At 66.5% G+C, this 13,390-nt stretch carries 11 protein-coding genes; 1 reads left to right on the top strand and 10 read right to left on the bottom strand.

What is annotated here, in order from left to right; all coding sequences use genetic code 11:
* Positions 1–120 precede the first annotated feature (120 nt).
* From gnd to ARC63_RS20940, 7 genes are all read right to left on the bottom strand, one after another.
* Positions 121–1,026 (bottom strand): phosphogluconate dehydrogenase (NAD(+)-dependent, decarboxylating), encoded by a 906-nt coding sequence (gnd, locus tag ARC63_RS20970; RefSeq protein ID WP_043401640.1) that lies wholly within the window; start codon positions 1,024–1,026, stop codon positions 121–123.
* 10 nt (positions 1,027–1,036) lie between these two features.
* The gene (locus ARC63_RS20965; RefSeq protein WP_057504309.1) at positions 1,037–2,275 is read right to left on the bottom strand and encodes a hypothetical protein; all 1,239 of its coding nucleotides are present in this window, start codon (positions 2,273–2,275) and stop codon (positions 1,037–1,039) included.
* A 17-nt stretch (positions 2,276–2,292) separates the two neighbouring features.
* Positions 2,293–2,892 (bottom strand): DUF2242 domain-containing protein, encoded by a 600-nt coding sequence (locus ARC63_RS20960; RefSeq protein ID WP_057504308.1) that lies wholly within the window; start codon positions 2,890–2,892, stop codon positions 2,293–2,295.
* A 243-nt stretch (positions 2,893–3,135) separates the two neighbouring features.
* A complete protein-coding gene (locus tag ARC63_RS20955) occupies positions 3,136–5,313 on the bottom strand; it encodes a carboxy terminal-processing peptidase (protein WP_057504307.1) in 2,178 nt (725 codons plus the stop codon).
* 278 nt (positions 5,314–5,591) lie between these two features.
* Positions 5,592–6,602, bottom strand: coding sequence for a lipoyl synthase (lipA, locus tag ARC63_RS20950; RefSeq protein WP_057504306.1), 1,011 nt, complete (start codon positions 6,600–6,602; stop codon positions 5,592–5,594).
* An 18-nt stretch (positions 6,603–6,620) separates the two neighbouring features.
* Entirely contained in the window at positions 6,621–7,331 is a 711-nt protein-coding gene (lipB, locus tag ARC63_RS20945; RefSeq protein WP_032130311.1) for a lipoyl(octanoyl) transferase LipB, read from the bottom strand.
* Positions 7,319–7,597 (bottom strand): YbeD family protein, encoded by a 279-nt coding sequence (locus tag ARC63_RS20940; protein WP_005411067.1) that lies wholly within the window; start codon positions 7,595–7,597, stop codon positions 7,319–7,321. The genes lipB and ARC63_RS20940 overlap by 13 nt, the downstream gene beginning before the upstream one ends.
* Before the next feature lie 263 nt (positions 7,598–7,860).
* Between ARC63_RS20940 and ARC63_RS20935 the strand changes: the two genes are divergently transcribed.
* The gene (locus ARC63_RS20935; RefSeq protein WP_029379720.1) at positions 7,861–8,934 is read left to right on the top strand and encodes a lipid A deacylase LpxR family protein; all 1,074 of its coding nucleotides are present in this window, start codon (positions 7,861–7,863) and stop codon (positions 8,932–8,934) included.
* Between the two features lie 122 nt (positions 8,935–9,056).
* Here the strand turns inward: ARC63_RS20935 and ARC63_RS20930 are convergent, their stop codons facing one another.
* From ARC63_RS20930 to mltB, 3 genes are all read right to left on the bottom strand, one after another.
* Positions 9,057–10,274 carry a D-alanyl-D-alanine carboxypeptidase family protein gene (locus ARC63_RS20930; protein ID WP_010480982.1) on the bottom strand — a complete coding sequence of 406 codons (1,218 nt, stop codon included), beginning with the start codon at positions 10,272–10,274 and terminating at the stop codon, positions 9,057–9,059.
* A 100-nt stretch (positions 10,275–10,374) separates the two neighbouring features.
* A complete protein-coding gene (locus ARC63_RS20925) occupies positions 10,375–11,652 on the bottom strand; it encodes a septal ring lytic transglycosylase RlpA family protein (RefSeq protein WP_057504305.1) in 1,278 nt (425 codons plus the stop codon).
* Complete coding sequence (mltB, locus tag ARC63_RS20920; protein ID WP_057504304.1) at positions 11,649–12,794, bottom strand: lytic murein transglycosylase B; 1,146 nt, start codon at positions 12,792–12,794, stop codon at positions 11,649–11,651. Before mltB ends, ARC63_RS20925 begins: the two co-directional genes overlap by 4 nt.
* Positions 12,795–13,390: the final 596 nt, after the last annotated feature.

Genomic DNA, 13,390 nt, shown 5'->3' with positions numbered 1-13,390 from the left:
CCCACCCCGCCTTCGACAGATATCCGCGATCTGCCGAAATGGCATGATCGGCTCCTGGTGGGTGTCGACCTTGGTCGACACGTAGATCCACGCCATGCGTGGATCTACGCCAATCGGTGCTTACGACTTCTTGATCGCGTGGCCGCCGAATTCATTGCGCATCGCCGACAGCAGGCGGTCGGTGAACGAATTGGATTCACGCGAGCGCAGGCGTTCCAGCAGCGACAAGGTGATCACCGGTGCCGGCACATCCAGTGCGATCGCTTCGGCCACGGTCCAGCGGCCTTCACCAGAATCCTCCACGTACGGCGCGATGCCATCCAGCGACGGATTGCGCTTGAGGGCTTCGGTGCTCAGGTCCAGCAGCCACGAGCGCACCACGCTGCCGTGGCGCCACACCTCGGCCACCTGGGCCAGGTCCAGCTCCATCTCCTGCTTGCGCTCCATCAACGCGAAGCCTTCGGCGTAGGCCTGCATCATTCCGTATTCGATGCCGTTGTGGACCATCTTGGTGAAGTGGCCGGCGCCAGACGGACCGACACGTGCCCAGCCGCGATCTTCAGCCGGTGCCAACGTGCGCAGCAGCGGTGCGATCTGCTCCACCACCGGCGCTTCGCCACCGACCATCAGGCTGTAGCCCTCCTGCAGGCCCCACACGCCACCGCTGGTGCCGCAGTCGACGTAGCCCAGATCGTCCTCGGCCAGCGCCTTGGCGCGGCGGATCGAGTCCTGGTAGTTGGAGTTGCCGCCGTCGATGACGATGTCACCCTCGGCCAGGTGCGGGGTCAGCTGGCCCAGGGTCTGGTCGACGGTTTCGCCAGCCGGCACCATCAGCCACACCACGCGCGGCACCGGCAGTGCGGCTACGGCCGCGGCCAGAGAATCAACCACCTCCAGGCCGGCCTCGGCGGCGCGCTGGCGGGCGCCTTCGCCCGGGTCGTAGCCGACCACGCGGTGGCCGCCGCGATGCAGGCGCTGGGCCATGTTGGCGCCCATGCGGCCGAGGCCGATCATTGCAATATCCATTGTTTCACCTTCAGTTGGGGTCTAGGGTCAGGCTGCCTGGCCTGCCGGTAGCCGCGCAGTGGCGCAGCTGCGCCTCGCGCCAACGCCGGTAGAGCGTGGTATGCAGATTGTGCACCGCCAGGTCGATCGAAAACGGCGTTCGTGGGTTGCGATCAAGCAGGCGGGCGATGTGGTAGCCGATGGGACGTATACCGCGTGGATGCACATAGATCACGAACTGCTGGTAGAACGGATCGTCCAGCAGCTGGTCCATGCGTGCCAGCGTGGCGTGGTAGCGCGGTTCCAGCCGTGCACGAAGGTCCGGGTCGCGCTCGAACAGCAGGCGCTCGAAGTAGCGCTGGCCGATCCGCGGGATGTCCTGCGCGAGTTTCCATAGTTCGACATTGCGCTGGTCGTACCAGGCCAGGCCGCCGTGGGTGGCCAGGGCCTGCGCCGCGTCCGCGCCCACGTCAACCACCACGAAGTTCTCGGCCTGGTTGCTCAGGTCGTCCAGCGTGCCCTTGTCGTACACATGTTCGATGAAACCGGGCACGCCCACGAACGCCTGTCGCCCCATCGCCGAGGTGCGCACCGCCTTGCCATCGGCGAAGAAATCGCCGGAATGAGCGCCGAGCAGAATGCTGTCGGTACCGTGCAGGGCGAGGAACGTGCCGATCGACAGCTCCTCTGCGGCAAATTCGGCGTCGAATGCAGCATCGCCATACAGCTCGCGCTGGGCGGACAGCTGCGCGACCTGGCGGCCGACTCCGCATTCGGCGCGCACATTGCCGCTGTAGAACGCCTGCAGCGCCTGGCTGTTGCTCGCAGTGGGCACGAAACCACGGCCGAAACTTCGCGTGCGCTGCCAGCCTTGCGCCTGTGCGCCGTGCAGGCCGAAGCCAATCCAACCGAGCTGCAGGCCAGAGAAGCGGAATCCTGGATTGCCCTGCAATGCAGTAGCGGCACGTTGCGTGGCTGCACCCAGCTCGAACGCATAGGCGCAGACCGTGGCCGGATCGTCCAGCAGCTGCTGCAGCAACGCCTGGCGCGCTGTAGCAGACATGTCTGCCGGCCAGCGCACGTGCAGGTCGCCGGCAGCCTGCGACTCGGCCAGCGACGCGCGCGTACACACTGCGCCGCCGTGGACCTGCGGCGTACTGAGCGCGGCTTCATCGAAACGCCAGCCCAGCCGCTGCAGCAGCCCCTGCGTACAGTCGGCGGCTGTGGCCGCCATGCCCAGCACGGGCGCCAGCAGCAGGGCCGCGCCCATCAACCCGCCGTGCACGTTCAGCCCTGGTCCGTGCGGGCGGGTGCGGGCTCAGGAACTGCAGAGGGCGGCGGCGGCAACGGTGATGGCATGCCCGCAGCCGGCGGCAGGTACTGCTGCAGGCGCTGGAAGAAGCGGCGATAGAAATCGGCGTCGGTGACCGTGCTGCTCGCCACTTTCACCAACGAATCGTCGTTGCTGCCGAACGGCAGCGATACCGAGCCCAGCGCACCGACACCGACACTGGCTGAGGTCGGGCTCTTCTTCAGCGCATAGCGGTCCTGCACCGCGCTGACGAATACCAACGTCTGGCTGCCACGCGGCGCGCAGGAAATGCGCAGCACCAGCTGCTCGTGGTCGTCTTCGCGCGGCTGGAAGTTCTTGTTGCCTTCCACCTGTGCGTCATCGGCACGGGCGATGGCATAGCCCTGGCTGAGCAGGGTACGTCGCGCAGCTTCACAGGCTTCGCCCGGGCGGCCATCGACGGTACGCGAGAACGTGTCGCCGGAGTCGAAGGATTCGCGCAGCAACGTGCTGTCGGCGGTGCGGCCACCACAGGCCGACAGGATCAGGGCGCTGCCAAGCGCCACAACAGCACTGGAAAGACGGGAGGCCCGCATGGGTACTCCTGCGAGGACGGTACCGCCAAGGGTAGTCCTGCGGCCGTGTGCGGCGGGTCGAAACCGGCATGACCGCGCCACCCCGTTGCTGCCTGTTCATGCACAAAAAAGGACGGAGGGGATTAAGTCGTTTGGTGGCATGTGGCTCGCCGGGCATGGCCCGGCGCTACCGGGACGGAGGCACCCAAACGAAAAGGGGCCGGCAATGCCGGCCCCCCTGCGGTATCGCATGCCGCCTCCGGCTCAGTCCGCCCAGCGACCGGCGCCGGTGGACTGCGGCAGCACCTGCGCCGACAGCGGGCGGTCGTTGGCCAGCAGGTTCACCGCATCGGCCAGGATCGAGGCCGACTCGCGCAGCAGCGGGTCAGGACGCTTCTCGGCAGCCTTCTCGCGTGCGGCATCCTTGACGATGTCGCGCTCGTTGCCCGTCAGGCCGTCGTCGTTGCTGTCATCGGCCAGCGGGTCCAGGGCCAGGCCCAGCTCCTTGCGCATCGCCTGGCGCTCCTTGCGCTGGGTGTCCTGGCGCTCACGCTCGGCACGGCGGGTGGCCTCGTTGAGCGAGATGTACTTCTTCGCCGCCTCAGTGCGGAACTGCTGCACGTCCTCGTTCCACCACTGGAATTCCTTGTCGGCGGCAATGCGCGCGTCATGGCGGATTTCCAGCTTCGGCAGCAGCGGCGCGAAGTTGCCGTACTGGGTGTGCGGCACGGCAGCGATGCGGGTCCACGGCAGCGCGTTGTCGTAGGTGCTCTCGCCGAACTCGGTGGCATCGACGCTGGCCGGGAAGGCCAGGTCCGGCACCACACCCTTGTGCTGGGTGCTGCTGCCGCTGATGCGGAAGAACTGGGCGATGGTCAGCTTGACCTGACCGAAGCGCTGGGTCTCACCACTCGGCCAACGGTCGAGGTCGACGATGTTCTGCACCGTGCCCTTGCCGAAGCTGGTCTCACCGATCACAAGGCCACGGCCGTAATCCTGGATGGCACCGGCGAAGATCTCCGAGGCCGAGGCCGAACCGCGGTTGATCAGCACCGCCAGCGGGCCATCCCATGCCACGCCCTGGTTGCGGTCGCTGTTGACGGTGACGCGGCCACCGGACTCGCGCACCTGCACCACCGGGCCCTGCTCGATGAACAGGCCGGTCAGTTCAATGGCTTCGTCCAGCGAACCACCGCCGTTGTTGCGCAGATCCAGCACCACGCCATCCAGCTTGTCGTTCTTGAAGCCGGCCAGCAGCTTGGCCACGTCGCGGGTGGCCGAAGCGTAATCGGCCGCATTGCGGCGACGGCCTTCGAAGTCCTGGTAGAAGGTCGGCAGCTTGATCACGCCGACCTTGCGTGCCGGCTCGCCGTTGGCGGCCGGAATGGTCATGGTCTCGCCCTTGGCAGCCTGTTCGGCCAGGCGCACCTTCTGGCGGGTTAGCACCAGGGTGTGGTGCTTGCCGTCGGCACCTTCAGCGGCCGGAATGAATTCCAGCTTGACCTGGGTGTCCTTGGCGCCACGGATCTTGGCCACGACATCGTCGATGCGCCAGCCGATCACGTCCTCGACCAGGCCGGACTTGCCCTGGCCGACGCCGACGATACGGTCACCCGGCTTCAGCGTGCCGTCCACCGCAGCCGGACCACCGGCGATGATCTCGCGGATCACCACCACGTCGTCCTGGCGCTGCAGCTGCGCACCGATGCCTTCCAGCGACAGCGACATCGCCTGGTTGAAGTTCTCGGCGGTGCGCGGGGTGAAGTAATCGGTGTGCGGATCGACCGCGCTGGTGTACGAATTCATGAAGAACTGGAAGACGTCTTCGCCCTTCAGTTCATTGACCGACTTCTCCAGCGTCGCGTAGCGTTTGTCCAGCGTCTTGCGGATGTCGTCCGGCTTCTTGCCGGCCAGCTTCAGGCGCAGCCAGTCGTTCTTCACCGACTTGCGCCACAGCTCATCCAGTTCGGCGCTGCTGGCCGCCCACGGCACCTTCTTGCGGTCGTATTCGAAGCGCTCGTCGGTGGTGAAGTCCGGCTCCTGCTTGAGCAGCTTGCGCGCATAGGCCACACGTTCGCCGACGCGCTGCTTGTAGACCGCGAACACCTGGAACGCCGGCTCCAGCTCGCCGCCACGGATGGCCGAGGAGATGTTGGCTTCGAACGGCGCGAAGCGCGCCACGTCGGCCTGGGTGAAGTACTGCTTGCCGCCGTCCAGCGTCTCCAGGTAGCGCTTGAACACGTCCTTGGAGGTGGCCTCGTCCAGCGCGCGCGGGCGGTAGGCGTAACGGCTGTCGGACAACAGGCCGTACACCAGCTTGGAGGTGGTCACCTGATCGGCGGTTGCCGCGGCGGGCAATGCCGGCGAGTCGGCCTTGGCCGCCAGCGCCAGCGGCGCAACCAGTGCCAGGGCCATCAGGAATGCGGGGGCTTTGAATTTCATTGACGTGCTCGAAGGCGCCTTGCCAAGGGGGAGACTGCGTGGTGTTCAGACACCACGACAGTGCCGAAAGTTGCCGGGTTTGTCACCCGGCCGCGCTCGGTGGAAAACCAGCCTAGCGGGGCCGGTGTAGCAAATTGTGAATGCATGTAGAGCCGAGCCCATGCTCGGCTGGCCGGCAGCAAGCAGCCGAGCATGGGCTCGGCTCTACGGCAGGCAGAGGTGTGCGGACCAACGGTCCGCACCCACAGGAGAAGCAGCTCCCACCCACCGGCAGGATGTCAGGAAACGCCGGCGCCCTTGGCCTGGACGTCGGCGTGGTACGACGAGCGCACCATCGGGCCGGAGGCCACGTGGCTGAAGCCCAGTTCGTAGCCGTAGACTTCCAGCGCCTTGTAGTCCTCGGGCGTCCAGTACTTCAGCACCGGGTGGTGGTGCGCGGTCGGCTGCAGGTACTGGCCGATGGTGATCATGTCCACGTCGTGCGCGCGCAGGTCACGCATGGTGGCCTTGATCTGTTCGAAGTCTTCGCCCAGGCCCAGCATGATGCCGCTCTTGGTCGGCACGTCCGGGTGCTGCGCCTTGAAGTTCTTCAGCAGGTTCAGCGACCACTGGTAGTCCGCACCCGGGCGCACGTTGCGGTACAGGTCAGGTACGGTCTCGATGTTGTGGTTGAACACATCCGGCGGGTTCTGCGCCAGGATCTCCAGCGCACGTTCCATGCGGCCCTTGCCGCGGAAGTCCGGGGTCAGCACTTCGATGCGGGTACCCGGCGACTTTTCGCGGATGGCGGTGATGCAGTCGACGAAGTGCTGGGCACCGCCGTCACGCAGGTCATCACGGTCGACGCTGGTCACCACCACGTACTTCAGGCCCATGTCAGCCACGGTCTGGCCGAGGCTGGCCGGCTCGTTGGCATCCGGCGGCTTCGGGCGGCCGTGGGCCACGTCGCAGAACGAGCAGCGGCGCGTGCAGACTTCACCAAGGATCATGAAGGTGGCGGTGCCGTGGCCGAAGCACTCGTGGATGTTCGGGCAGCTGGCTTCCTCGCACACCGTCACCAGGCGGTTCTCGCGCAGCTTGGCCTTCAGGTTCTGCACGGCATTGCCCGAAGGAATGCGCACGCGGATCCAGGACGGCTTGCGCAGCACCGGCGCGTCGGCGAACTGCACCGGCGAGCGGTTGATCTTGTCACCGCCCAGCTGCTTGACCCCGGCCTGCAACGGCGCGGCGGACGGAGAGTCGCCCTGCACGATCTGCAGGGGAATGGAACGGGCGGTGGTTTCAGTCATGGCAGTTCCGGGGGGCGGTCAGGCGGCCGCAGAAAGATCAGGCAGTTCGGGCGTGGGCTGCAGCAGCAGGCCGAACTGGCGGGCCAGGTGGTCCAGCAGCACCGGCTTGACGGCCTCCATCCCGGAGGGCCCGCCCAAGTCTACTACCGAGGTCACCTGCAACCCCTGATAGCCACAGGGGTTGATACGGTGGAAAGGTTCCAGGTCCATGGCCACGTTGAAGGCCAGGCCATGGAAGGTACAGCCGCGGCGCACGCGGATGCCGAGCGCGGCGATCTTGGCGCCACCGACGTAGACGCCCGGGGCGCCCTCGCGGCGTTCGGCACCGATGTTCCACTCGGCCAGGGTATCGATGATGGCCTGCTCGATGCGGCATACGTAGTCGCGCACACCGATGCCCAGCCGTGGCAGGCGCAGCAGCGGATAGACCACCAGCTGGCCGGGGCCGTGATAGGTCACCTGGCCACCGCGGTCCACGTGCAGCACCGGGATCTCGCCCGGCGCCAGCACGTGCTCGTCCTTGCCGGCCTGGCCCAGGGTGAATACCGGGTCGTGCTCGACCACCCACAGCTCATCGGCGTCGGCCTCGCTGCGCTGGTCGGTGAAGCGCTGCATGGCGCGCCACACCGGCTCGTACGCCTGGCGGCCGAGGTCGCGGACCAGCGCCGGACGCGGCGCGCGGTCTTCCGGGGCGGCTTCGGCCGGGCAGCTGTCGGCTACAGCGTCCACTTCACTTCCGGGTGGTCGCGCAGCGCCTGGTGCGCCAGGTCGTACTGTTCGCGGCTCTCGGCCTTGAACACGATGCGGACGGACACGTACTTACCGTTGGAGGAATGCTTCCAGCTGATGCGTTCATTGACGACATCGATGCCGGCAGCCAGCAGCAGGCGGGGGAGCTCATGTTCCAGGCCGCGGTTGGCCGGGCCCATGGCACTGAGCTCGAACTGGCCGGGGAACTGGAAGCCGTGGTCGGGGTTGTCGGACTTGATTTCCATGCCCCCCATTATCGGGCCGCAGGGCAACAAACCCAAGAGTATTCATCAACGTCAAACAGCGCACCGGTGAGTCGCTGCGTTGCAGCTGAACGGCCGTTCAGCATTGGCCCCGGCCCCGTGGCGCACCGCAGGACAGGGCAGGATTGTCTTCACGAGACAATGTCGTTTTCGGAACAGACAAGTGATCCGAACGCGCTCGTTCCATCACGTTCGCGCGAGTACCGTGTCGCAGCATATAACGACAGACAGAAACAACTTCTCACATGAGCCCCCCTTCCCAACGCCGCCTTGCAGCCCTCGGGCTGTCAGGCCTGCTGGCCGCTGCCCTCCCCCTTGCCGCCCAGGCGGCCGAACAATGTGGTCCGGACGCAATGCGCGACCACCCGCCGCAGGTCAATTTCCGCGTCGACAATGACCTGTTCGGCGGCCGCCACCAGGACCAGGGCTACACCAACGGTGCACTGTTGACCCTGGTCTCGCCCAATCTGGTCGATTACACCGACGACCCCTGCCTGCCGCGCATGGCGCGCTGGGTGAACCAGTACCTGGAAGGGCTGCACCCGGGCAAGTTCGAACAGCAGAACATGATCTTCAGCATCGGCCAGGGTATCTTCACCCCGACCGATTTCAGCCGCAGGGACCTGATCGAGGACGACCGCCCTTACGCCGGCGTACTGATCGCAAACTTCGGTTTCAATGCGCGCAGCGGCGACCGCCTGCAGACCACCCAGCTGACGCTGGGCGTGGTCGGCCCGTGGGCACAGGGCAAGCAGGTGCAGAACGCCGTGCACGACGTGCTGGGCGACGAGAAATTCAAGGGCTGGGACAACCAGTTGCACAACGAGCCGCTGTTCATGCTGACCCACGAGCGCATGCGTCGCTGGCCGGGCGATGCCAGCGTCAATGCCGACGGCTGGGGTTGGGACGCCATCAGCCACTACGGTGGATCGATCGGCAACCTGGAAACCAAGGCCAACCTCGGCGGTGAAGTGCGCTTCGGCTGGAAGCTGCCGGACGACTTCGGCAGCACGCCGTTGCGCCCGGCCGGCGAGAACACGGCGCCGACCCGCGGTGGCCGTCCCAATGGCTGGTCCTGGCACCTGTTCGCGACCTCGGACGCTGCCTGGGTGATCCGCGACATCACGCTGGACGGCAACACGTTCCGCAACAGTCACAGCGTGGACAAGCGCCATGTGGTGGCTTACGGCGGCTACGGCGTGGCCGTGATGTACGGACGCTGGAAGTTCGCTGCGGCGCGTTACCACAGCACGCGCGAGTTCAACGGCCAGCGCGAAGCACCGGTGTTCGGCAGCTTCACCATCAGCCGGTCGCTGTAGGTAGGTGCCGACCGTTGGTCGGCACGCCGGTTGATGGCAACGACAGTCGAGCATGGCCCGACTCTACAGAACGAAAAGGCCGGCATTCGCCGGCCTTTTCCTTCACCACGCCGGGGCGTGGATCATTCCGATTCCCACCACATCCAGAAGCTGTCCCACAGGCGCTTGAAGAAGCCGGCCTGTTCAACAGCAGCCACCGCCACCAGCGGCGCTTCAGCCACCAGCTTGCCATCCAGCATCACCTTCACGGTGCCGATCTGCTGGCCGGCGGTGAACGGTGCTTCCAGGGTCTTGGGCACATCGATGCTCGGCTTCAGGTCGTTGTAGCGGCCGCGCGGCACGCTCACCAGCATCGGCTGCGCCACGCCCAGCTGCACCTTGTCGGTGGTGCCCTTCCAGACCTTGTGCTCGGCTACGGCCTTGCCCGGTTCGTACAGGCGGTGGGTCTCGAAGAAGCGGAAGCCCCAGTTCAACAGCGCCAGGCTGTCATCGGCACGCTGCTTTTCCGACTGGCCGCCCAGCACCACGGCCACCAGACGCTGGTCACCACGCTGGGCCGAGCTCATCAGGCAGTAACCGGCTTCCGAGGTGTGACCGGTCTTGATGCCGTCCACGCTGCCATCGCGCCACAGCAGCAGGTTGCGGTTCGGCTGCTTGATGTTGCCGACCTGGAATTCCTTGATCTTGTTGTACGCGTAGGTTTCCGGGTAATCGCGCACCATCGCGCGGCCCAGCAGTGCCAGATCGTAGGCGCTGCTATGGTGGCCCGGAGCGGTCAGGCCATGGGCGTTCACGAAGTGCGAATTCTTCATGCCGATCTTGGCGGCATAGCTGTTCATCAGCGAAGCAAAGGCTTCCTCGCTGCCAGCCACGTGTTCGGCCAGGGCGATCGCGGCGTCGTTGCCGGACTGGATCGCCATGCCTTTCTCCATGTCTTCCAGGCGCGCGGTCTGGTTGACCGGGAAGCCGCTGTAGCTGCCATCGGTACCGGCGCCACCTTCGCGCCAGGCGCGCTCGCTCATCATCACCTGGTCATCCGCACGGACCTTGCCGTTCTTCACCTCGGCGGCGATCACGTAGGACGTCATCACCTTGGTGATGCTGGCCGGAGCCAGCTGTTCGTGGATGTTTTCACCGGCCAGCACCTGGCCGGTGGCGTAATCCATCAGCACCCAGGCCTTGGACACGCTGGGCGCGGGCGCCGGCGGAGTGGCAACAGTGGCCGGGGCGGCAGCGGCGGCAGGCGTCGGCGTGGCCGGGGTCGGCAGCGGCGTCTGGGCGGAAGCCAGGCCCACCACCAGGGTGGCGGCCAGGGCGGTGGCGGCGGAACGGAAATTCATTGGACAGCAGGCTCCAGGGGACGGCCGGGAATGGAGGGTGGAACGTAACGGCCATTGTAAGGCCGGGGGAGCATGGGCCGGCAGCACCGGCCCGGGCGGATCAATCCTTGACGATCTGCGGCGAACCCAGGCCCAGACCGGCGATGCGGCCGGCAAGTTCCGCAGCACTGGCATGGTCGCTGGCGGGAACGCGCAGGCGGAACAGGGTGCGGCCACCGGCAGCGATGTCACTGATGGTCGCGCCGACGATGCCGGCGGCGTTGAGCTGGCCCATCGCGCGGTTGGCATTGTCGCGGCTGGAGAAGCTGGCGACCTGCACCATCACCGCGCCCACCACCTGCTGCGACAGGCTGGGTACGGCCGGCGTGGTCGATGCGCTGCGCACCGGTGCCGGTGCCACCGCGCGCGGAGTGGTGCTGGCCACGACAGCCGGAGCGGGCACCGTGCTGCGCACCGGCGGCGCGCTCGGCGGCAGGCTGCTGACCGCCACATCCGGCACGGTGCTGGCCACGCCCTGGGTGGTGGCCGGCTGGCCACGCGCAGGCATGCTGTCGCCCGGCAGGCGCTTGACCAGGCGATCGATGTCGCTGTCGGCTGTGGCGCGTGCAGCCGGCGTCGGGCGCGCGCTGGCCACGGTGGTGGTTGCGGCCGCTTCGGCAGCACGACGTTCGCGGCGCGAGGGCTTTTGCACCAGCAGGTTGCCCTCGCCCGGCTGCAGCGCGCGCACCTCGACATTGCCGGTACCGCGCTGGGTGATGCCCAGGCGCACGGCGGCGGCGTAGCTGAGATCGACTACGCGGCCATCATGGAACGGGCCGCGATCGTTGACGCGCACGATCACCGACTCGCCGTTGTCGAGGTTGGTCACGCGGGCGAAGCTGGGCAGCGGCAGCGTCTTGTGCGCGGCGGTGAACTGGTACATGTCGTAGACCTCACGGTTCGAGGTCAGGCGGCCGTGGAACTTGGCGCCGTAGTACGACGCGGTGCCGCGCTCGACATAGTTGCGGGTGTCATCAAGCACTTTGTACGACTTGCCCAGCACCACGTACGGCGACTTGTTGCCGATCGCCGAGCGCTCCTCGGCGGTCACTTCCGGCTCGGGAATGCAGGCCACGTTGGGAATGTAATCCGGCGTGCTGTCGCGCACGCCCGGCTTGTACAGGCCACCGGCGGTGTAGTTGCCGCGGGTGCTCAGGTCTTCCTTGGCCGCCGCGTACGGCGACCCTTCCGGGCAGTGTGCCGGGCGCGAGCCGCGCCCCTGCACCAGGGTGCCGCCGGACTTGCCACCATGGCCGGCCGTGGCCGGCTTCTTCGGCGCGCTGCTGCAGGCAGCCAGCGCGAGGACGATCAAGCCTGGGACCAGCCATCTGATGTTCATGCCGGGGGCAGCTCCTGTCCGGCAATGGCCTGGGACAACTGGAACACGGCCATCGCGTACATCTTCGAGAGGTTGTAGCGGGTGATCGCGTAGTAGTTCTGGAAGCCCAGCCAGTACTGCTTGCCGGTGCTGCCTTCAAGCGTGATCGGGGTGGCGGTGGCGCCCGGCTGTACCGGCGCGCTCGGCTGGTAGCCGCGCTGCGCCAGGTCGGCCATCGACCAGGTCGGCATCCATTCGGTCGGATTGAACTCCTCGCGGCCCGGCGCCAGCGTGGTCGGCACGGCCACCTGGCCACCACGGACCCAGCCACCCTTCTTCACGAAGTAGTTGGCAATGGACGAGAACACGTCGTCGTAGCTGGTGAACAGGTCGCGACGGCCATCACCGTTGCCGTCCACCGCGTAATCCAGATAGCTGGACGGCATGAACTGGCCCATGCCCATCGCACCGGCATAGCTGCCCTTGAGCGTGGTGATGTCCAGGTTTTCTTCGCGGCCCAGCTCGAACAGCTTGGCCAGCTCATCGCGGAAGAACAGCTCGCGGCGTACTTCGCGTTCCAGCTTGGCCGGGTCGCCGCTGCGCGGGTAATAGAAGGCCAGCGTGTACAGCGCATCGAGCACGCGATGGCTGCCGGCATTCTTGCCGTAGCTGGTTTCCACGCCGATGATCGCCACGATCACTTCGGCCGGCACACCGGTGCGCTGCTGCACGCGATCCAGTTCGGCGCGATGCTGGGCCAGGAACGCGCGGCCGCCATCGATGCGGGCCTTGCTGATGAACATCGGCCGGTATTCGTTCCACGGTTTGACCCGTTCGGCCGGGCGCGACATCGCGGCGATGATCGGCTGGCGCACCTGCGCCTGGTCGAGCACGCTGCTGATCTGCTCCGGCTTCAGGCCATAGCGCTTGGCGGTATCGGCAATGAAGCGGGCCCGTGCGACCTCGAACGGCACCGGGGTGAGATCGACCGGCGGCGCGGTGGCAGCGGCGGCTTCGGGCGCGGCCTCGGCCGGGCCATGGGCCTTGACGGCGGGTTGGCGCGGCGTGCTGCTGGCCTGGGGCGAAGACGGTGGGGACTTCGGCTGGGTCGCGCAGGCGACCAGGCCGAGGGTGAGCATGCAGGCCAGAGTGCGTCGAATCATCGTCGCAGGTTAGCAGGTCATGGATGAATTAAAACCCCTAACACCATGAATCACAACGATTTGCCCGCGTTCAGCGGGAAATGTGAAGGCGTCGTGATCGGGCTTCCCCATTCAGATAGAGGTGGCCGGTTGCGTCCCCATCCCCGCAGACGCAACCGGCAACCGGATCCGGTCGATACCCGCGCGGCTGCCGCTCCCCAGTGGCAGTACCCCGCGCTCCCTGTATCCGTTGGATCAGTACTGCTCCCGCCCGACGCCCCCTCGCGCTGCAACGATTGACGGCGCGCCGTGCCGAACGGGCCGCCATTGTGCAGGCCGATTACGACAAGTCCATTGATCAGGATCAACGCGCTGTAAAAGTGTGAACCAGCTAACGTTTTTTTCCGGACTTTGGTCAGCGGGTGTGCTGCCGTGCATCGTTGTGAGAACGCTTCCACAACGGGCGTTGCGCAGAGTCAGGAAGTTTCCAGCCAACGGCGCAGCCCTCGTGGGTGGTGTCTGGGTGGTCGCGGAAAGGAGAAGCCGCGGGTGGGCCGGTCGGGTTGGGTACGCGGGGGACGCCGTGAATCCGTCCCTGGAGCAACTGTGTTGATGGA

It is taken from the genome of Stenotrophomonas geniculata ATCC 19374 = JCM 13324, from assembly GCF_001431625.1.
GTDB classification, from domain to species: domain Bacteria; phylum Pseudomonadota; class Gammaproteobacteria; order Xanthomonadales; family Xanthomonadaceae; genus Stenotrophomonas; species Stenotrophomonas geniculata.
Note: the sequence above shows the minus strand (reverse complement) of the source record. Positions and strands in the feature narration are given on the sequence as shown.